Annotated in this window: 15 protein-coding genes, 2 tRNA genes and 3 rRNA genes; 10 read left to right on the top strand and 10 right to left on the bottom strand. The window is 62.2% G+C overall.

Annotation, left to right across the window (positions count from 1 at the left end):
* Positions 1 to 73: 73 nt before the first annotated feature.
* The 6 genes from ptsP (at position 74) to rrf (ending at position 7,697) form a co-directional block, all read left to right on the top strand.
* The gene (ptsP, locus tag ASC76_RS12120) at positions 74 to 1,873 is read left to right on the top strand and encodes a phosphoenolpyruvate--protein phosphotransferase (RefSeq protein WP_056465805.1); all 1,800 of its coding nucleotides are present in this window, start codon (positions 74 to 76) and stop codon (positions 1,871 to 1,873) included.
* A gap of 515 nt (positions 1,874 to 2,388) precedes the next feature.
* Positions 2,389 to 3,919: ribosomal RNA gene (locus ASC76_RS12115) — 16S ribosomal RNA — on the top strand.
* A gap of 123 nt (positions 3,920 to 4,042) precedes the next feature.
* Positions 4,043 to 4,119, top strand: a tRNA-Ile gene (locus ASC76_RS12110).
* Between the two features lie 20 nt (positions 4,120 to 4,139).
* A tRNA-Ala gene (locus ASC76_RS12105) sits at positions 4,140 to 4,215 on the top strand.
* A gap of 319 nt (positions 4,216 to 4,534) precedes the next feature.
* Positions 4,535 to 7,415: ribosomal RNA gene (locus tag ASC76_RS12100) — 23S ribosomal RNA — on the top strand.
* Positions 7,416 to 7,584: 169 nt separating this feature from the next.
* A 5S ribosomal RNA gene (gene rrf, locus ASC76_RS12095) occupies positions 7,585 to 7,697 on the top strand.
* Together the 16S, 23S and 5S rRNA genes with 2 tRNA genes alongside form the textbook arrangement of a ribosomal RNA operon.
* Positions 7,698 to 7,767: 70 nt before the next feature.
* Here rrf and ASC76_RS12090 read toward each other — a convergent pair.
* Positions 7,768 to 8,691, bottom strand: coding sequence for an MBL fold metallo-hydrolase (locus ASC76_RS12090; protein WP_056465802.1), 924 nt, complete (start codon positions 8,689 to 8,691; stop codon positions 7,768 to 7,770).
* 64 nt (positions 8,692 to 8,755) lie between these two features.
* On the bottom strand, positions 8,756 to 9,484 hold the full coding sequence (locus ASC76_RS12085) for a hypothetical protein (RefSeq protein ID WP_056465800.1): 729 nt from the start codon (positions 9,482 to 9,484) through the stop codon (positions 8,756 to 8,758).
* A 77-nt stretch (positions 9,485 to 9,561) separates the two neighbouring features.
* Here ASC76_RS12085 and ASC76_RS12080 point away from each other — a divergent pair, with 77 nt between their 5' ends.
* Positions 9,562 to 10,452, top strand: coding sequence for an alpha/beta fold hydrolase (locus tag ASC76_RS12080; protein ID WP_056465798.1), 891 nt, complete (start codon positions 9,562 to 9,564; stop codon positions 10,450 to 10,452).
* Positions 10,453 to 10,476: 24 nt separating this feature from the next.
* Here the strand turns inward: ASC76_RS12080 and ASC76_RS12075 are convergent, their stop codons facing one another.
* Positions 10,477 to 11,265, bottom strand: coding sequence for a transporter substrate-binding domain-containing protein (locus tag ASC76_RS12075; RefSeq protein ID WP_056465797.1), 789 nt, complete (start codon positions 11,263 to 11,265; stop codon positions 10,477 to 10,479).
* Between the two features lie 22 nt (positions 11,266 to 11,287).
* Complete coding sequence (hppD, locus tag ASC76_RS12070) at positions 11,288 to 12,409, bottom strand: 4-hydroxyphenylpyruvate dioxygenase (RefSeq protein ID WP_056465794.1); 1,122 nt, start codon at positions 12,407 to 12,409, stop codon at positions 11,288 to 11,290.
* A gap of 114 nt (positions 12,410 to 12,523) precedes the next feature.
* On the opposite strand from hppD, the gene ASC76_RS12065 reads away from it, so the two are divergent.
* Positions 12,524 to 13,006: an Lrp/AsnC family transcriptional regulator gene (locus ASC76_RS12065; protein WP_056465792.1), complete on the top strand. Its 483-nt coding sequence runs from the start codon at positions 12,524 to 12,526 to the stop codon at positions 13,004 to 13,006.
* 29 nt (positions 13,007 to 13,035) lie between these two features.
* Here the strand turns inward: ASC76_RS12065 and aqpZ are convergent, their stop codons facing one another.
* From aqpZ to ASC76_RS12050, 3 genes are all read right to left on the bottom strand, one after another.
* Positions 13,036 to 13,725, bottom strand: coding sequence for an aquaporin Z (aqpZ, locus tag ASC76_RS12060; RefSeq protein WP_056465790.1), 690 nt, complete (start codon positions 13,723 to 13,725; stop codon positions 13,036 to 13,038).
* Positions 13,726 to 13,882: 157 nt separating this feature from the next.
* On the bottom strand, positions 13,883 to 14,725 hold the full coding sequence (locus ASC76_RS12055; RefSeq protein ID WP_056465788.1) for an HDOD domain-containing protein: 843 nt from the start codon (positions 14,723 to 14,725) through the stop codon (positions 13,883 to 13,885).
* A gap of 63 nt (positions 14,726 to 14,788) precedes the next feature.
* Positions 14,789 to 15,877: a DUF2855 family protein gene (locus ASC76_RS12050; RefSeq protein WP_056465786.1), complete on the bottom strand. Its 1,089-nt coding sequence runs from the start codon at positions 15,875 to 15,877 to the stop codon at positions 14,789 to 14,791.
* 84 nt (positions 15,878 to 15,961) lie between these two features.
* Between ASC76_RS12050 and ASC76_RS12045 the strand changes: the two genes are divergently transcribed.
* Positions 15,962 to 16,816, top strand: a complete 855-nt coding sequence (locus ASC76_RS12045) for an aldo/keto reductase (protein ID WP_056465785.1) — start codon at positions 15,962 to 15,964, stop codon at positions 16,814 to 16,816.
* Positions 16,817 to 16,869: 53 nt separating this feature from the next.
* Here ASC76_RS12045 and ASC76_RS12040 read toward each other — a convergent pair whose 3' ends face one another.
* A complete protein-coding gene (locus ASC76_RS12040; RefSeq protein ID WP_157615588.1) occupies positions 16,870 to 17,133 on the bottom strand; it encodes a hypothetical protein in 264 nt (87 codons plus the stop codon).
* Between the two features lie 42 nt (positions 17,134 to 17,175).
* The gene (locus tag ASC76_RS25350) at positions 17,176 to 17,337 is read right to left on the bottom strand and encodes a hypothetical protein (RefSeq protein ID WP_157615585.1); all 162 of its coding nucleotides are present in this window, start codon (positions 17,335 to 17,337) and stop codon (positions 17,176 to 17,178) included.
* A gap of 143 nt (positions 17,338 to 17,480) precedes the next feature.
* Here ASC76_RS25350 and ASC76_RS25345 point away from each other — a divergent pair, with 143 nt between their 5' ends.
* Positions 17,481 to 17,645, top strand: a complete 165-nt coding sequence (locus tag ASC76_RS25345; protein WP_157615583.1) for a hypothetical protein — start codon at positions 17,481 to 17,483, stop codon at positions 17,643 to 17,645.
* A gap of 68 nt (positions 17,646 to 17,713) precedes the next feature.
* Here ASC76_RS25345 and ASC76_RS12035 read toward each other — a convergent pair whose 3' ends face one another.
* Positions 17,714 to 18,301 (bottom strand): hypothetical protein, encoded by a 588-nt coding sequence (locus ASC76_RS12035; RefSeq protein WP_157615582.1) that lies wholly within the window; start codon positions 18,299 to 18,301, stop codon positions 17,714 to 17,716.
* Positions 18,302 to 18,364: the final 63 nt, after the last annotated feature.

Here is an 18,364-nt window from a genome sequence, read left to right as displayed (position 1 = left end):
CGGCCTGGCAACCCGACATCACAGGGGCAAATCCGCCCTGGCTCCCCCACCCGGCGCTGCTAGCATCGGTCGCATGAGCTTCCAGGTGTTCGGCTTGCCGGTATCACGCGGCGTCGCGATCGGACGCGCCGTGCTCGTGGCGTCGAGCCGGGTCGACGTCGCTCACTACTTCATCGACGAGGACCGCGTCGAAGGCGAAGTGGCCCGCCTGCGCGTCGCCCGCGATGCCGTGGCCGACGAGCTCACGACCTTGCAGCGAGACCTGCCGGCCGAGGCGCCGGCCGAGTTGTCTGCCCTGCTCGACGTGCACCTGATGCTGCTGCACGACGACACGCTCACCGGCGCCACCAAGCAGTGGATCCACGAGCGCCACTACAACGCCGAATGGGCCTTGTCCGCGCAGCTGGAAGTCCTGGCTCGCCAGTTCGACGAGATGGAGGACGAGTACCTCCGAGAGCGCAAGGCCGATCTCGAACAGGTGGTCGAGCGCCTGCTGCGGGCCATGGCCCGCGGGCCGGCGTCGTCGTTCGCTCCGGCGCCGGGCGTGCGGCCGCGCGATTTCGCCGGCGAGGATCCTCTCGTGCTCGTGGCGAACGACATTGCGCCGGCCGACATGCTGCAGTTCAAGCGCAGCGTGTTCACCGGCTTCATCACCGACGTGGGGGGCAAGACGTCGCACACTGCGATCGTCGCGCGCAGCATGGACATCCCGGCGGTCGTCGGCGCGCGCGAAGCGAGCCGCATCATCCGCCAGGACGACTGGATCATCATCGACGGCGATGCGGGCATCGTGATCGTCGATCCGTCGCCGATCGTTCTCGAGGAGTACCGTTTCCGGCAGCGCCAGAGCGATCTGGGCCGCGAGCGGCTCGCGCGGCTGCGGCACACGCCGGCCGTCACGCTGGACGGGGAGCGCGTCGAACTGCTCGCGAACATCGAGATGCCGAGCGACGCGATCGCTGCGCTGGAGGCGGGGGCGGTCGGGGTCGGGCTGTTCCGCAGCGAGTTCCTGTTCATGAACCGCGATGGCGAGCTTCCGGGCGAGGACGAGCAGTTCGAGGCCTATCGCGCCGCGGTCGAATCGATGAAGGGGCTGCCCGTCACGATCCGCACGGTCGACATCGGCGCCGACAAGCCACTGGAACGCATGTCGGCCAACGAACTGCGCCACGACCACGCCCTGAATCCGGCGCTCGGCCTGCGCGCGATCCGCTGGAGCCTGTCGGAGCCGGGGATGTTCCGCCAGCAGCTGCGGGCCATCCTGCGCGCCAGCGCCTACGGCAAGGTGCGGCTCCTAATCCCCATGGTCGCGCACCTCAGCGAGGTCCGCCTGACGCTCGAGGCGCTGGCGCGCGCCCGGCAGCAGCTCAATGAAGCGGGCAGGACCTACACCGACATCGATGTGGGCGCGATGATCGAAGTGCCGGCCGCGGCACTGATGCTGCCGACGTTCCTGCGCCACTTCGACTTCGTGTCCATCGGCACCAACGACCTGATCCAGTACACCCTGGCGATCGATCGCGCCGACGAGGCGGTGGCCCACCTGTATGACCCGTGGCATCCGGCCGTGCTGGGTCTGCTCGCACGTGTGATTGCTCAGGCGCGCGCCGCCAACAAGCACGTGAGCGTGTGCGGCGAGATGGCAGGGGACCCCGATTTCACGCAGCTCCTGCTGGCCATGGGGCTGCGCAGCCTGTCCATGCACCCTTCGCAAATCGCATCGATCAAGCAGAACGTCTTGCGAACGGAGGCCCGACGTTGGGCCTCGCACCTGGAGGCCATCCTCTCCTCCGACGATCCGCAACGTGCCTGCGAAGACGTGAGCCGTCTGCTGTCTCCAGGGCGCCGGGCGGTGACGGCAACCGCGTCGTAGGCACGCCCCGCGAAAAATCTACGGCGGCAGTTGCGAAGTCTCAAAATGCTGTGCTACAGTCATGGGCTTCGCTGATCGAAGACAGCCAAGGCAAATGCCGAGGACGACTGAAAGCAGCGAAGAAAACGAAAGCGCGAAACGCTTGACAAGGTTTTCAAAAACATGTCAGAATCGCTCTCTCGGCTGAAAACAGAGATTCAAGCGAAAGCGGCAAATCAAAGTGGTCAGCAAAAAAGAATAAAGCCTAGCGGTTGACAAGGTTATTAGAATCAAGTCATAATCGCAGACTCAGCTGATAACTGCAAAAGCAGCAGCAACTGCCGAAAGGTAGTGCCGAAAGGCAGCTCTTTAAAAACTAACAGCCGATAAGTGTGGGCGTTTGAAGGCGAGTGCCAAGACGATCCGGGGAAGCCTGGAAAGTCGAGGTCTCATGGACCTTAAACGCTCACAGAAAACAGTATGAACTTTATGCAAATGAAGTTCCTATCAATTCTTTGAGTAATTTTATCAAGATCGAACTGAAGAGTTTGATCCTGGCTCAGATTGAACGCTGGCGGCATGCCTTACACATGCAAGTCGAACGGCAGCACGGGAGCAATCCTGGTGGCGAGTGGCGAACGGGTGAGTAATATATCGGAACGTGCCCAGTAATGGGGGATAGCCCGGCGAAAGCCGGATTAATACCGCATACGACCTACGGGTGAAAGCGGGGGATCGCAAGACCTCGCGTTATTGGAGCGGCCGATATCAGATTAGCTTGTTGGCGGGGTAAAAGCCCACCAAGGCGACGATCTGTAGCTGGTCTGAGAGGACGACCAGCCACACTGGGACTGAGACACGGCCCAGACTCCTACGGGAGGCAGCAGTGGGGAATTTTGGACAATGGGCGCAAGCCTGATCCAGCCATGCCGCGTGTGGGAAGAAGGCCTTCGGGTTGTAAACCACTTTTGTCAGGGAAGAAACGGCTCTTACTAATATTAGGAGCTAATGACGGTACCTGAAGAATAAGCACCGGCTAACTACGTGCCAGCAGCCGCGGTAATACGTAGGGTGCAAGCGTTAATCGGAATTACTGGGCGTAAAGCGTGCGCAGGCGGCTTTGCAAGACAGATGTGAAATCCCCGGGCTCAACCTGGGAACTGCATTTGTGACTGCATGGCTAGAGTACGGTAGAGGGGGATGGAATTCCGCGTGTAGCAGTGAAATGCGTAGATATGCGGAGGAACACCGATGGCGAAGGCAATCCCCTGGACCTGTACTGACGCTCATGCACGAAAGCGTGGGGAGCAAACAGGATTAGATACCCTGGTAGTCCACGCCCTAAACGATGTCAACTGGTTGTTGGACGGCTTGCTGTTCAGTAACGAAGCTAACGCGTGAAGTTGACCGCCTGGGGAGTACGGCCGCAAGGTTGAAACTCAAAGGAATTGACGGGGACCCGCACAAGCGGTGGATGATGTGGTTTAATTCGATGCAACGCGAAAAACCTTACCTACCCTTGACATGTCTAGAAGTTACCAGAGATGGTTTCGTGCTCGAAAGAGAACTAGAACACAGGTGCTGCATGGCCGTCGTCAGCTCGTGTCGTGAGATGTTGGGTTAAGTCCCGCAACGAGCGCAACCCTTATCATTAGTTGCTACGCAAGGGCACTCTAATGAGACTGCCGGTGACAAACCGGAGGAAGGTGGGGATGACGTCAGGTCATCATGGCCCTTATGGGTAGGGCTACACACGTCATACAATGGCCGGTACAGAGGGCTGCCAACCCGCGAGGGGGAGCTAATCTCAGAAAACCGGTCGTAGTCCGGATCGCAGTCTGCAACTCGACTGCGTGAAGTCGGAATCGCTAGTAATCGCGGATCAGCTTGCCGCGGTGAATACGTTCCCGGGTCTTGTACACACCGCCCGTCACACCATGGGAGCGGGTTCTGCCAGAAGTAGTTAGCCTAACCGCAAGGAGGGCGATTACCACGGCAGGGTTCGTGACTGGGGTGAAGTCGTAACAAGGTAGCCGTATCGGAAGGTGCGGCTGGATCACCTCCTTTCTGGAAAATGCACTCAAATTTGAGCGCCCACTCTTATCGGCTGTAGTTGAACACAGCATGTGAACGTGACCCGGCTGAGCGCCGCAAGGCAAGTCGGACGATGCTTCACGAACAAAAAGTGAAGGGTCTGTAGCTCAGCTGGTTAGAGCACCGTCTTGATAAGGCGGGGGTCGTTGGTTCGAGTCCAACCAGACCCACCATCTTCACGATTTGGGATTTCGGGGGATTAGCTCAGCTGGGAGAGCATCTGCTTTGCAAGCAGAGGGTCGTCGGTTCGATCCCGTCATCCTCCACCATTCACATTGAGATCGATTGCTGAAGCAAACTGCATGTATTGCAGTTTGCTTCAGTGATTCGAAAGAATCGGCTGTTGTTCTTTAACAATTCGTAGAGTCGAAAATCAGAGTTGTCGGCTGAAAGCGCTGGTCTTGGTAAAGGGCCAAGCGCTCCGTCCAGCCGATGACATTTTTGATTGCGTCAACAGAATTCAACTCGCGAAAGCAATTTCGAGAGTATTGAAGACGGCAAACGCGTAATACTCATATTGATAGACGGTCATCGACACGACGTTGAATCCTGGCCTGGTGAAAGCTGGATCAGGGGTCAAAGTTATAGGGTCAAGTGACTAAGTGCATGTGGTGGATGCCTTGGCGATTACAGGCGACGAAGGACGTGATAGCCTGCGATAAGCTTCGGGGAGCTGGCAAATTAGCTTTGATCCGGAGATTTCCGAATGGGGAAACCCACCCTTAGGGGTATCGCATGATGAATACATAGTCATGCGAGGCGAACCGGGTGAACTGAAACATCTCAGTAGCTCGAGGAATAGACATCAACCGAGATTCCGAAAGTAGCGGCGAGCGAAATCGGAACAGCCTTGTACTCTTTAGCAATCGACATATCAGAACGGAATGGAAAGTCCGGCCATAGCGGGTGATAGCCCCGTATGAAAAATGACTTTTGTGGAACTAGGTGTACGACAAGTAGGGCGGGACACGTGACATCCTGTCTGAAGATGGGGGGACCATCCTCCAAGGCTAAATACTCGTAATCGACCGATAGTGAACTAGTACCGTGAGGGAAAGGCGAAAAGAACCCCGGGAGGGGAGTGAAATAGATCCTGAAACCGCATGCATACAAACAGTCGGAGCCTCCTTGTGGGGTGACGGCGTACCTTTTGTATAATGGGTCAGCGACTTACATTCAGTGGCAAGGTTAACCGAATAGGGAAGCCGTAGAGAAATCGAGTCCGAATAGGGCGTTCAGTCGCTGGGTGTAGACCCGAAACCAAGTGATCTATCCATGGCCAGGATGAAGGTGAGGTAACACTTACTGGAGGTCCGAACCGACTAATGTTGCAAAATTAGCGGATGAGCTGTGGATAGGGGTGAAAGGCTAAACAAACTTGGAAATAGCTGGTTCTCTCCGAAAACTATTTAGGTAGTGCCTCAAGTATTACCATCGGGGGTAGAGCACTGTTATGGCTAGGGGGTCATGGCGACTTACCAAACCATTGCAAACTCCGAATACCGATGAGTACAGCTTGGGAGACAGTGCACCGGGTGCTAACGTCCGGACACAAGAGGGAAACAACCCAGACCGCCAGCTAAGGTCCCCAAAATTGGCTAAGTGGGAAACGAAGTGGGAAGGCTAAAACAGTCAGGATGTTGGCTTAGAAGCAGCCATCATTTAAAGAAAGCGTAATAGCTCACTGATCGAGTCGTCCTGCGCGGAAGATGTAACGGGGCTAAGCCAGTTACCGAAGCTGCGGATGTGCGCGCAAGCGTACGTGGTAGGAGAGCGTTCTGTACGCCTGTGAAGGTGGCTTGTGAAGGCTGCTGGAGGTATCAGAAGTGCGAATGCTGACATGAGTAGCGTTAAAGGGGGTGAAAAGCCCCCTCGCCGAAAGCGCAAGGTTTCCTACGCAACGTTCATCGGCGTAGGGTGAGTCGGCCCCTAAGGCGAGGCAGAGATGCGTAGCTGATGGGAAACAGGTCAATATTCCTGTACCGATATGTAGTGCGATGTGGGGACGGAGAAGGTTAACTCAGCCGGGTGTTGGATGTCCCGGTTCAAGCGTGTAGTCATACCCTTTAGGCAAATCCGGAGGGTTTAGATGAGGCGTGATAACGAGGAGGCTTGCCTCTGAAGTGAGTGATACCCTGCTTCCAGGAAAAGCCACTAAGCTTCAGCTACATACGACCGTACCGCAAACCGACACTGGTGCGCGAGATGAGTATTCTAAGGCGCTTGAGAGAACTCTGGAGAAGGAACTCGGCAAATTGACACCGTAACTTCGGAAGAAGGTGTGCCTTTAGTAGGTGATCCATTTACTTGGTGAGCCCAATGAGGCCGCAGAGAATCGGTGGCTGCAACTGTTTATTAAAAACACAGCACTCTGCAAAGACGAAAGTCGACGTATAGGGTGTGACGCCTGCCCGGTGCTGGAAGATTAAATGATGGGGTGCAAGCTCTTGACTGAAGTCCCAGTAAACGGCGGCCGTAACTATAACGGTCCTAAGGTAGCGAAATTCCTTGTCGGGTAAGTTCCGACCTGCACGAATGGCGTAATGATGGCCACACTGTCTCCTCCAGAGACTCAGCGAAGTTGAAATGTTTGTGATGATGCAATCTCCCCGCGGAAAGACGGAAAGACCCCATGAACCTTTACTGTAGCTTTACATTGGACTTTGAACAGATCTGTGTAGGATAGGTGGGAGGCTTTGAAGCGGTGCCGCTAGGTGTCGTGGAGCCAACGTTGAAATACCACCCTGGTGTGTTTGAGGTTCTAACCTTGGCCCGTTATCCGGGTTGGGGACAGTGTATGGTGGGCAGTTTGACTGGGGCGGTCTCCTCCCAAAGCGTAACGGAGGAGTTCGAAGGTACGCTAGCCACGGTCGGAAATCGTGGTGATAGTGCATTGGCATAAGCGTGCTTGACTGCGAGACTGACAAGTCGAGCAGGTACGAAAGTAGGACAAAGTGATCCGGTGGTTCTGTATGGAAGGGCCATCGCTCAACGGATAAAAGGTACTCTGGGGATAACAGGCTGATACCGCCCAAGAGTTCATATCGACGGCGGTGTTTGGCACCTCGATGTCGGCTCATCTCATCCTGGGGCTGTAGCCGGTCCCAAGGGTATGGCTGTTCGCCATTTAAAGAGGTACGTGAGCTGGGTTTAAAACGTCGTGAGACAGTTTGGTCCCTATCTTCCGTGGGCGCTGCAAGATTGAGAGAGCCTGCTCCTAGTACGAGAGGACCGGAGTGGACGCACCTCTGGTGTATCGGTTGTCACGCCAGTGGCATTGCCGAGTAGCTAAGTGCGGAAGAGATAACCGCTGAAAGCATCTAAGCGGGAAACTCGTCTCAAGATGAGTCTTGCCGGGGCCTTGAGCCCCCTGAAGGGTCGTTCGAGACCAGGACGTTGATAGGCTGGGTGTGGAAGCGCAGTAATGCGTTAAGCTAACCAGTACTAATTGCCCGTGAGGCTTGACCCTATAACTTTGACTTGACCGTCAAATAGGGGTTTTACGCTGTACCGTTCTTCGATTGAATTCGGTACGCAATCAAAAATTCTGATTCTCGGTTGTGATGATCACAATCGGGCGACTCTGCGAATTGGCCGTCTTGCGCTTTGTATGAGCGTCAAGATGGTGACCGGTTAAGCCTGATGACCATAGCGAGGTGGTCCCACTCCTTCCCATCCCGAACAGGACAGTGAAACGCCTCAGCGCCGATGATAGTGCGGGTTCCCGTGTGAAAGTAGGACATTGTCAGGCTACTATTAGAAAAGCCCTCGTCGCAAGACGAGGGCTTTTTGCTTTTGCGCCCCGGTAATTCAATTCGCGACTAATCGTCGTGAATACGATTTCCGATGATGCGAATGGCAGAAGAAGCCGCGAGTTCGCTGATCAGTGCACTTGACCATTCGAGGAACGCCATCTCGGCGAAATGTTGCTCGTGCGTCAGGCGCATGAACCTCGTGTCGGCCATCCACTGGACGAGTTGATCGCGCTCAGTTTCCCTGACCTCAAGCATGTGAAACTTGATCAGGACTTTCGCGGCGTGCCGCGAATGCCTGGTGGGATCGGAGAGGAAGCCATTCAACCGCTGGTGCGCCCGACCCAGCGCGGCCGACAGGCCCTGGAATGGGGAGCCGTGACCGGGGATGACCCAGTCGACGTCGAGTCCTGCCAGGCGATCTAGCGTGTGTCGCACGGTTTCGAACGCCGCGATCCCTTCGATCTCCGGAAACACGACGCCAAAGCCGTTCTGCCACAGCGCGTCGGCAGAAATCAGCAGCTTCACGTCAGGTTGGTACAGCACCACCGACTCGGGGTCGTGGCCTGGCGCGGCGATCACCCTCCAGGGATAAGGACCCAGGCGGATTTCGTGGCCATCGCGGATCGCTCCCGTCCTGATGAACCTCGGACATGTCTGGCCAGTGTCGCGATACGTCAACGCTGTTTCGTCCCATCGATCGACCTTGTCCGCCTCTCCGCTCGGCACGTCGATCGCGCAATCGAACTCGTCCTGCAGGGCTGCGTTTCCGCCGCAATGATCTGAGTGCAGGTGGGTGTTCAACACGCGGGCCAACGGTCGATCCCCAAGGGCTGCTTTCACCAGTGCGACGGTCTGTGCCGCGTGGGTCGCGTAGCCGGTATCGACAAGCACCGGCTCCTGCGTCGAGCCACCCGGGAACAGGACATTGTTGGAGGACAGCCAGCCGCGCTCGAGTACGCGCAACCCGGCGCGAGCGAAGACCTCATTCATCGGGCGGTGTGCGAGACATCGGAATACATGCGATGCATCGTATCGCTATGGGCGCCCGTGCCGTTCAAGGAAGACGCGCCAGCGCGTCGGCCATGCCGGCACCTTCGGTGCTGGTCGCAGAGGCGCCAAACAGCGCCGAAGCGAGCGCCCGCTCGCGGGTTCGGACAATGGATACGAAGTCTTGTGCACCCTGCATCGCTCGAAAAGTGTCGAACCCGGTCTCAAGAAAATGCTGGAGCTCGGCCAGGCCTGCGGCGCGCGCCGGGCCGCGCATCAGCCGCAGGCTGTTGCGCAGCAAAGGGCGACGCGTGAAGCGATCCAGTCGCTCGGCCACGTCAAGTGTCAGCGCGATCTGCCGCTCGCGCGCTTCGGGGTGTGCTGTCTGCTGCCAGGCTCGTATATACGAAGCGCCGTTGAGATCCACGCCTTCGTCGACATGCTCGCCCATGCGCGTGTCGAGGCTCTCCGACAGCGCGTGCAGTTCGGCTAGCGTGGCCACGGTCGAGACGATCTCGCTGGGAAACAACTTCACCAGCGCCGGCACGACGCGTGCGAACTGAGCATCGCGGCGAGTGAAGTCACTCGGCCCGTACAACTCGTTGAGAAAGAATCGGGACGCGGAGCCGTACCGGGCGCTGTTCAGCAGGTCGGCGTAGGTGTGCGAGAAACGCCTCTGTTGATAGGCCTTCACCAAAACCACGCGTTCGTGCAATCCCGGCGCCGTCGATCGCTTTCGACGTTCAGCCTCCACCTCGTGCAGGTGAGCAAGGATGGTGGGGGCCGAGTTGGTCATGCGCGATGGGATACCCACTGGGGAGAGGCGTCTACTGTATCGAGCCTGCCGATGCCCGACCGACGCTAGCATGCCCGATGCTCGCGCGTCTGCAGAAACTCATCACCGCGGGCCTGTTCGGGGCCGCTCTCGGCTGGGCCGTGTTATGGACCAGAGCGGGTCACCCGGGGTGGGCTGCCGTCGGCGCCTTGGTCATCGTGCTCGGGTACGCGCTGTTCCTGGCCGCCGAGTTCGCGATGCTGTACGCCGTCCAGCACGCCGAGGCAGCGCCGCGTGCCACCTTGCGCGAGGTCGGGCGCGCCTGGTGCGGCGAGGTGGTGACGGCGCCGCGCGTTTTCCTGTGGCGCCAGCCGCTCCGATCGCGCGCCGAGCCTGATCACCTGCCGCCAAGCGCGGACCGCCGCGGCGTGGTCCTGGTGCACGGCTTCTTCTGTAATCGCGGCCTCTGGAATCCTTGGATGCAGGCGCTGCGGGCACGAGGCATCCCGTTCGTCGCGGTCAATCTCGAGCCGGTGTTCGGCTCGATTGAGCACTATGCCGACATCATTGAGGCGGCCGTCGCTCGCGTCGACGCGACGACCGGGCGACCGCCGGTGGTGGTCGGCCACAGCATGGGGGGCGTCGCGATCCGGGTCTGGCTGGCGCGCTTCAACGCAGATACACGCGTGCACCACGTCGTCACGATCGGCACGCCGCACCACGGGACCTGGCTGGCGCGCTTCGGCCACACCACCAACGGGCGGGAGATGCGCCATCGCGGCGCCTGGATTGTCGACCTCGCGTCGCGCGAGCCGGCGGAGCGCTACGCAAAGTTCACTTGCTATTTCGGCAACTGCGACAACATCGTGTTCCCGTCATCCGCCGCCGTGCTCACCGGCGCCGAGAACGTGCACGTCCCGGCCACGGCGCATGTCCAGATGGCCTTCAGCCCCGTGGTCTTCGCGGGCGCGTTGCGCTGGTTGGGCTGAGCGGGAAGCGCTCGCCAGGTGCGCTCAGCGCAGCCATTTGTCGACGGTGCGCTGGTACTCGCCAGTCGCCTTGGCGAGGTGCAGCCACTGGTCGACAAACGACTTCATCACCATGTCGTTGCGTGGCACCAGATAGGCCATCTCGCCGTATTGCAGTGGTTTGTCGGGGTTCACGGCGCACAGGCCGGGTTTGAGCTTCTGCTGCGTCAACGCTTCAGCCGCCTCGGTGACGAACACGTCCGCGCGGTTCGCGAGGATCTCGTCGAAGATCGTCAAGTTCTCCGGATGGATGGTCAGCGTGGCGGTCTTGAAGTTGGCCTTCGCGAAGCGTTCGTTGCTCCCGCCGGGATTGGCGACCACGCGCACGCCCGGTTGATCGATCGCCGCGACGGTCTGGTACTTGGCCACGTCGGCGCAGCGCACGATCGGGGTCTTGCCGTTGACCATGTAGGCGGTGCTGAAAAAGGCGCGCTTCTGGCGTTCGGTCGTCACCGAGATGCCGCCGATCGCGACTTCACACTTGCCGCCCGTGAAGTCGGTCATCAGGTTCGCCCAACTGGTCTTGACGACCTCGAGCTTCGCGCCCATCGCCGTCGCGAGCGATTGCGCGAGGTCGATGTCGATGCCCTCGTAGCTGCCGTCGGGCTTGAGGAAGCTGAAGGGCTTGTAGTCGCCCGGCGTGCAGGCACGCAGCACGCCGGACTTCGCCACCGCGTCGAGCGCCGACTCGGCGCCGGCCGCCTGCGCGTAGGCCCCCGCCGCGCTGGCCAGAATCGTCATCGTCAAGACGCCGCGCGCAAGAATCTGAACCATGTGAACTCCGGTGGGCGATCGATTAACGGGGCGATGCCGGCTCGTCCTTCAGCACCCCGCGCCGCACCTGGTCGAGCTCGATGCTCTCGAACAACGCGCGGAAGTTGCCTTCGCCGAACCCCTGGTCGCCCTTGCGCTGGATGATCTCAAAGAAGATCGGCCCGATGACGGTCTGCGTGAAGATTTGCAGCAGCAACTCGTTGGGCGCGCCCAGGTGCGTCGCGCCGTCGATCAGGATGCGCAGCCGTTTCAGTTCGTCCAGGTTCTCGCCGTGGTGGGGCAGGCGGCGCTCTATCAGGTCGTAGTAGGTCGCGATCGTGTCCTGGAAGGCGACGCCTTGCCGCTTCATGCCGTCGACGGTCGCGTAGATGTCGTCCGTGCCCATCGCGATGTGCTGGATGCCTTCGCCGTGGTACAGGTCGAGGTACTCGGCGATCTGGCTCTTGTCGTCCGAGCTCTCGTTGATCGGGATGCGGATCTTCCCGCACGGGCTCGTCATCGCCTTGCTCTTCAGGCCGGTCAGCTTGCCCTCGATGTCGAAGTAGCGCACTTCGCGGAAGTTGAACAGGCCCTCGTAGAAATCGGCCCACTCCTTCATGCGGCCGCGATGGACGTTGTGAGTGAGGTGGTCGATGTAGGTCAGTCCGCAGCCTGGCGGATTGGCCTGCGCGCCCTCGATCGGCACGAAATCGACGTCGTAGATGCTGATGTTGCCGATCGCGCCGGGCGCCGCACCGTCCTTGCCATGCCAGCGGTCGACGAAGTAGATCAGGCTGTCGCCGATGCCCTTGATCGCCGGGATGTTCAGTTCCATCGGCCCGGTGTGATTGTCGAAGCCCCACGCGCCGAGCTCGAGCGCACGCTCGTAGGCCTGCTTGGCGTCCTTCACGCGGAACGCCATCGCGCACACGCTCGGCCCGTGCTGGCGCGCGAAGCGCTGCGCGAACGAGTTCGGCTCGGCATTGATGATGAAGTTGACCTCGCCCTGGCGGTACAGCGTGACTTTTTTGGTCCGGTGCTTCGCGATCGCGGTGAACCCCATCGTCACGAAAAGCTCGCCGAGCGCGACCGGATCCGGCGCGGCGTACTCGACGAACTCGAATCCGTCGGTTCCCATCGGGTTGTCCCAGGGCGTGAATTGCATGATCTGTCCCGTCGCGTGGTCGATGCAGGACTGTAGGTTCGGCCGCCCGCAGCTTTTTTGCAAGTTTCCGCCTCGATCGCGGCGGCCGCGCATGAAACATGCAAAATGTTGAGCATGGAAACCGGAGAACAGCTGGATGCGATCGATCGACGCATCCTTCGGGCGCTGCAGGCGGACGGGCGCATGATCTACGACGCGCTGGCTGCGCAGGTCAGCCTGTCCCCTTCGGCGACCCTGCGGCGGGTCAAGCGGCTGGAAGAGTCGGGGGTGATCGCCGGGTATGTGGCGCTGGTCTCGCCCGAACGCGTCGGTCTCGGCCTCACGGCCTACCTGAACGTGCGACTCGAAAAACATGCCGAGGTCCACAAGCGAACGCCGATGGACCTGTTCCGCGCGTCGGTCCAGGCGTGGCCCGAGGTCGTCGAATGCGCGGCGCTGACCGGCGAGATGGACTTCCTGCTGCGCGTCGTCGTCCAGGACATGGCGCACTACTCGCGCTTCATCATGGACACGCTGCTCAAGCACCCGAGCGTGCAGGACTGCAAGACCAGCTTCGTCCTCGATCGCGTCAAGAACACGACCGCCATGCCGGTCTGAGGGCCGGCCGGGTGGCCGGCCCCTGCGCTTCAGCGGTCCGATTCCGCGAGCCCGCGGTAGACCAACGCGCCCAGCACCGCGCCGACGATCGGCGCGACCCAGAAGAGCCACAACTGCGCGATCGCCCAGTCGCCGACGAACAGCGCGACGCCAGTGCTGCGCGCCGGGTTGACCGAGGTGTTGGTCACCGGGATGCTGATCAGGTGGATCAGCGTCAAGCCCAGACCGATCGCCAGCGGCGCGAAGCCGGCCGGCGCGCGCTTGTCGGTCGCGCCCATGATGATGATCAGGAACATCATCGTCATCACGACCTCGCAGACCAGTGCCGCGACCAGCGAATACTTGCCCGGCGAGTGCTCGCCGAAGCCGTTCGACGCGAAGCCGCCGGCGGTGCTGAAATCGGCCTTGCCGCTGGCGATCAGGTACAGCACGCCGCCGGCGACGGCTGCTCCGAGCACCTGGGCGACGATGTAGGGAAGCAACTTGCTGCCTTCGAAACGGCCGCCTGCCCACAGGCCGATCGACACCGCCGGGTTGAGGTGGCAACCGGAGATGTGGCCGATGGCATAGGCCATCGTCAGTACCGTCAAGCCGAAGGCGAGCGCGACGCCCGCAAAGCCGATGCCGAAGCCCGGAAACGCCGCCGCCAACACCGCGCTGCCGCAGCCTCCGAGCACCAGCCAGAAGGTTCCAAAAAACTCCGCGCCATAGGCCTTCATCGTCACACCCCTCGTTGGTTGATTTAGGCGGCGGACTCTGCCACCGGGCCGGGCGGCGAACCAGCGCTTGTCAACGAAGGAGTGCGATCTTCAGCGTCGAAGGGACGTAAAAGCGACAGTGGATCACGCACGCGTGCGCGAATGCCGCGGCGAAATTTCAGATTTCGCGGACGAACTGCATGGCCGCCGCCGGTGACAGGTTCAGCAGGTCGGCGATGTCGTCCACATCGTCCGGAATCGCCGCGTTGTCCCAACCGCTCGCGGTGTGTCGCGCAAGCCGCAGCGCCAGCGCGACGCTGCGCACGCTGGGCGTGTCCGCGTGCCGGTCGTCGTTGATGCGGATCAGCAATTCCGGCAGTCGCCATGCCTTCATCAGCGCCTGCTGGAGATCGGCAAGTTCGATGTTCAGCAGTGCGCGCTGTGCAACGCTTGAGCGCAGCGTCGAATCGGCCCGCTGCGCGTCCCGGATCTGCAGCGCCAATGCCGGGGCGTGGCACCACAGCAGCATCTCGGCGAAGTCGTGCAGCAGTGCCGCGGCATGGATGACCGCGGCGTCGTGGTCCATGCGGTGCACGGCGAAGCCGAGCGCGAAATTCGCGCCCCGATGCGCGCGCCGAATCGTGTCCTTCAGGCCGTCCAGCGCCAACGGGACGTGGGCGAGGCGATCTTCGACCGTGGGCTGCGGACCGAACGCCCGGAAGAACGGCGAGATGCCCATCATCACCAGTGCCGAGGTGACCGTCTCGACATCGGTCACGACGCGTTCGCTGCGGTTCGTCGCCACATGCGCGAGGACCTTCAAGGTCATCAACGGGTCGTTCGAAATCATCTCGCCCGTGCTGTTCGCGTCGACATCGTCCTCGTTCGTGCGCAATGCTTCCAGCGCGTTGGCCGTCTGCGCGAGCACCGGAATCTCGGCGGCGCGGAAGTGCGCCGTCCAGGCGGCCAGATCGGGCAGCGCCCGGGTCAGCTGGCCGTGCGGAAAGTGGGAGTCCGGCATTGGTGTGGTCGAGTGGCGTTGACTCTCATATCGGAACGCACGGCCCTTGCTTGAGGCGACCCGTCAGACCTTGAGCATGTGCCCTTCGGCGGGATTGGTGCGGCCCTCCAGCAAGGCGGCATACACCGCTTCGATCGCGGCGCGGCCCTCGCCGCGCACGACATGCAGCCAGGGGGGCTGCGCGCTCGTGACCGGCTGCATGAAGGCCGACCATGCGGCGCCCAGCCGCTGCTGCAGCCCGGCAGGCCCCCAGTCGGCGTTGCGCTTCTTGACCTGCGCCGGTGCGAAGAACAATGTCGGTCGAGGCCCCGGCAGGCCCTTGCCGCTGCCGAGCTCATCCCAGTGCGTGCCGCCGACCGAGCAGCTGTACGCGAGCGCGCCGGCGAGGTGCGTGTGGATGGCGCTGCGCACGCCGACGCTGCCGCTGAAATCGACGTAGACCGACGGGACGTCGGACGCCAGCGATGTCACCTCGTCGTAGGTCAGAACGTCGTCGTAGCAGCCCAGCGCGCGCGTGAACCCCAAGTTCGCCGGCGAGGTGAGCCCGATCACGCGTATCGCGCCCGCGCGCTGTGCCAGACAGAAAGCCGTGCCGTACGCTGTCTTGCTCGATGCGCTGGACAGGATCACGTTGCGGGCACCGAAGAATGCGTTGTCGGCCAGGAAGTCGTCGATCAGGAACGAGGTCGTGAACAGCGGCCGGAACAACGCCTGTTCGGCCTCGTGTGCCGCGCTGTACGCCGGGTCGGCGCTGCAGCGCAGGTAGTGGTTGTAGACCGCGTGCAATTCGCGCCGGTGCGTTGCGCCGTCGAAGAAGCCGGCGCCGCCGACCCGCGCCGGCTGCAGCACGACGTTGTCCGCAATCGGCCAGTAACCGTAGAAGCGTTCGCCGACCGCGACGCCGTCGCAGCGCGACTCGACCACATCGGCGAAGCCCCAGACCGGGATGCAGCCGGTCGCCGCGTCGCCGGTCGGGAAGAAGCCCCAGTAGTTCATCGCGTCGCCGAACGCCGCATAGGTGATGTTGTTCGCGGTCAGCGCGAAGCCGTCGATCGCGAAGCGGACCTCGCCTTCCTGCAAGGGGGCGGGCTCGCGCTGGGTCCAGCGTGTCTGCGCGAGCTTCTGGCGCTCGACGACGAAGGTGGTGGTCATCTGCGGGTCTCCGGTCGGTGCGGTCGTGAGCCGCACCGTTTTTGCGTTGGTCTTAGCATGCAGTATCGCGTCTCCGGAGATTCCATGAACAGCGTCGTCCTGCCCGACGGAAGCGCCTGGCCCGCGCTCGGCCTCGGCACGTGGCACATGGGCGAGTCGGCGCGCACGCGCGCCGCCGAGATCGCCGCCGTGCGACTCGCGCTCGAGATCGGCTACCGCGTGATCGACACCGCCGAGATGTATGGCGACGGCGGCGCTGAGGACGTCGTGGGCGAGGGCGTGGCCGAGGCGCTGCGCACCGGCGTCGTCGCGCGCGACGAGTTGTTCATCGTCAGCAAGGTCTATCCGCACAACGCCAGCCGTGCTGGTGTCGCGGCAGCTTGCGAGCGCAGCCGCCGCCGATTGCGACTGGACCGGATTGACCTGTATTTGCTGCACTGGTCCGGGCCTCATCCACTGAACGAGACCGTCGCGGGCTTCCAGGCGCTGCAGGCGGACGGCCACATCCGGCACTGGGGCGTCAGCAACTTCGACACATCGGAGATGCGGACGCTGGCCGCGGTGCCCGGGGGCGCGACGTGCAGCGCGAACCAGGTCTACCACTCGCTGACCGAGCGCGGGGCCGAGTTCGATCTTCTGCCTTGGCTGCGCGAGCGCTCGATGCCGATGATGGCCTACTGCCCGCTGGACCAGGGCGGCCTGGTCGACGAGCCGGGGTTGCGCGAGGTCGGTGAGCGGCACGGTGCCACGCCCTCCCAGGTGACGCTTGCCTGGTCGATGGGAAGGACCGGCGTGATGGCCATTCCCAAGGCGGTGCACGAGGCGCACCTGCGCGAGAACTTCGCGTCGGCGTCGCTCGTGTTGACGGCAGACGATCTCGCGACGATCGAGCGCCGCTTCCCGATGCCGCGCCGCAAGCAGCCGTTGGCGATGCGCTGAGCGTCAGGACGGCGGGCGGCGCACCGGTGCCGGTGCGCCGCCCTCCGTCGGGTTCACAGACGTTGCACGCCGCTCACGAAGCCGACGAGCTTGCCGTCCACGTAGAGCGCTCCCTCGGGCGCGCCCGCTTCGGCGTAGAACTCGAGCTGTGGGGCGGGTCGCGCGACGCGGCCCGCCGGAACGGCCAACCGGCGCGAGAGCCGCGCGAGGGCCGCGCTGGCGCCCCGCAGGCCGATCGCCACGAGGCGGACCGCTGCTTCGCGGGCGGGGCGGGGCGCTTCGAGGGCGCCGGCGCGGAGGTATTTCAGGCTCGACATGGTGATGTCCTTCAGGGCTTGCGCGGGTCGGCCGCGCAGGGGTCACGGGCTGTGCTGTTTCATCTGGTCCAGTTCGCGCTTCAGCGACCGGCCACCTTGCTGGCGCATCGAGCGGCCACCGGGTTGGTGGCTGCCGGCACGGCGGAATCGGGCGTGCGCGATCAGCGGGTTGCGGGGCTTGCGGGCGGTGACGTTGATCTTCATGAGGTTCTCCTGGTGAACTGCCGCATGACGGCCGGAAGGCAAAACGGCCCGGGGCGTGGAACGCAACCCGGGCCGTCGACGCTGCAGCGTCGGAAGCGACGTCTCAGCGTGGCGGTGGACCAGGCGGCGCGCGGTGCGCTCCGATGACCGACTGCGAATTCATCGACGACGCGGCCATCCCTGGCGCGCGGCGCAGGGGCGTGGAGACGGTCGATGCATTGATGAAGGTCATGAACTTCGAATGGGGTGGATCGGTGGGTGTCGTCGGCAGCGGCTCGTGTCGACTTGCGCAAATGATAAACGTTTGATTATCTTGCGCAAGGGGTGTTGCGCAGATTTTTCAAGGGGTGTCGCGCGCCTGCCGCGCGGCGGCGCGTCAGCGCTTGGACTTCAGCGGCTTGACCGCCGCCTGGGTCTTGCTCCACAGGTCGAGCCCGTCGTCCGGCGGCGGCGCGGGCTGGGCGGCGGTCGCAGGCTTCGCTGGCACCGTCGGCGTGAGGACTTCGCCGAGCAGGTCGAGCAACCGCGTCCGCGCGCGCTGCGGGTGGCGCCGGTAGTAGGTCAGCACGAGGCCGACGATGAAGCGCTCGTCGTCGTCCTGCGGCACGTTGTGCTCGGCGTCGCGGTTCGGGATGGAAGGCGCCGCCGCTACGGGGACGGTGCGGGCGCCGACCTGCGGCGCGTTCGCCCACTCGTGCGCGCTGTGGCGTTCGTCCATCCAGCCCGGCGGCTTCTTGCACAGCTGCTCGAACTGCCGCGCCAGCCGCTCGCCGATCTGGCGCGAGCGCCCCTTGATCTGGCTCCAGTAGCTCGGCTGGATCTGCAGCCGCTCGGCGAAGCGGCCTTCGAGGCCGCGCAACGTCGCCGCGTCGGCATGCTTGACGGTCGCGTGCACGAACTCGTCGAAGAGGATCAGGGCGTTCGCGAGGCGAATCTGGGCGACATCGCGCGGGCCGGAATTCATGTGTCAGATGATAAAGCGCCGTTGACCACCTCCGGGGCCGGGGTCCCTCGGCCCTTCGGGGAG

The sequence above is a fragment of the Rhizobacter sp. Root404 genome (genome assembly GCF_001425865.1).
Classification (GTDB): domain Bacteria; phylum Pseudomonadota; class Gammaproteobacteria; order Burkholderiales; family Burkholderiaceae_C; genus LMDS01.
This window is presented reverse-complemented; position numbering and strand designations above follow the sequence as displayed.

Bases quoted from the DNA above. Each gene is read 5' to 3' on its own strand.
- ASC76_RS12040 (WP_157615588.1), bottom strand. From the start codon at position 17,133: ATGTCGAGCCTGAAATACCTCCGCGCCGGCGCCCTCGAAGCGCCCCGC.
- hppD (WP_056465794.1), bottom strand. From the start codon at position 12,409: ATGCAATTCACGCCCTGGGACAACCCGATGGGAACCGACGGATTCGAG.
- ASC76_RS25350 (WP_157615585.1), bottom strand. From the start codon at position 17,337: ATGAAGATCAACGTCACCGCCCGCAAGCCCCGCAACCCGCTGATCGCG.
- ASC76_RS12055 (WP_056465788.1), bottom strand. From the start codon at position 14,725: ATGCCGGACTCCCACTTTCCGCACGGCCAGCTGACCCGGGCGCTGCCC.
- ASC76_RS12085 (WP_056465800.1), bottom strand. From the start codon at position 9,484: ATGACCAACTCGGCCCCCACCATCCTTGCTCACCTGCACGAGGTGGAG.
- ASC76_RS12090 (WP_056465802.1), bottom strand. From the start codon at position 8,691: ATGAATGAGGTCTTCGCTCGCGCCGGGTTGCGCGTACTCGAGCGCGGC.
- ASC76_RS12065 (WP_056465792.1), top strand. From the start codon at position 12,524: ATGGAAACCGGAGAACAGCTGGATGCGATCGATCGACGCATCCTTCGG.
- aqpZ (WP_056465790.1), bottom strand. From the start codon at position 13,725: ATGAAGGCCTATGGCGCGGAGTTTTTTGGAACCTTCTGGCTGGTGCTC.
- ASC76_RS12080 (WP_056465798.1), top strand. From the start codon at position 9,562: ATGCTCGCGCGTCTGCAGAAACTCATCACCGCGGGCCTGTTCGGGGCC.
- ASC76_RS12045 (WP_056465785.1), top strand. From the start codon at position 15,962: ATGAACAGCGTCGTCCTGCCCGACGGAAGCGCCTGGCCCGCGCTCGGC.
- ASC76_RS12075 (WP_056465797.1), bottom strand. From the start codon at position 11,265: ATGGTTCAGATTCTTGCGCGCGGCGTCTTGACGATGACGATTCTGGCC.
- ASC76_RS12050 (WP_056465786.1), bottom strand. From the start codon at position 15,877: ATGACCACCACCTTCGTCGTCGAGCGCCAGAAGCTCGCGCAGACACGC.
- ptsP (WP_056465805.1), top strand. From the start codon at position 74: ATGAGCTTCCAGGTGTTCGGCTTGCCGGTATCACGCGGCGTCGCGATC.
- ASC76_RS12035 (WP_157615582.1), bottom strand. From the start codon at position 18,301: ATGAATTCCGGCCCGCGCGATGTCGCCCAGATTCGCCTCGCGAACGCC.
- ASC76_RS25345 (WP_157615583.1), top strand. From the start codon at position 17,481: ATGACCGACTGCGAATTCATCGACGACGCGGCCATCCCTGGCGCGCGG.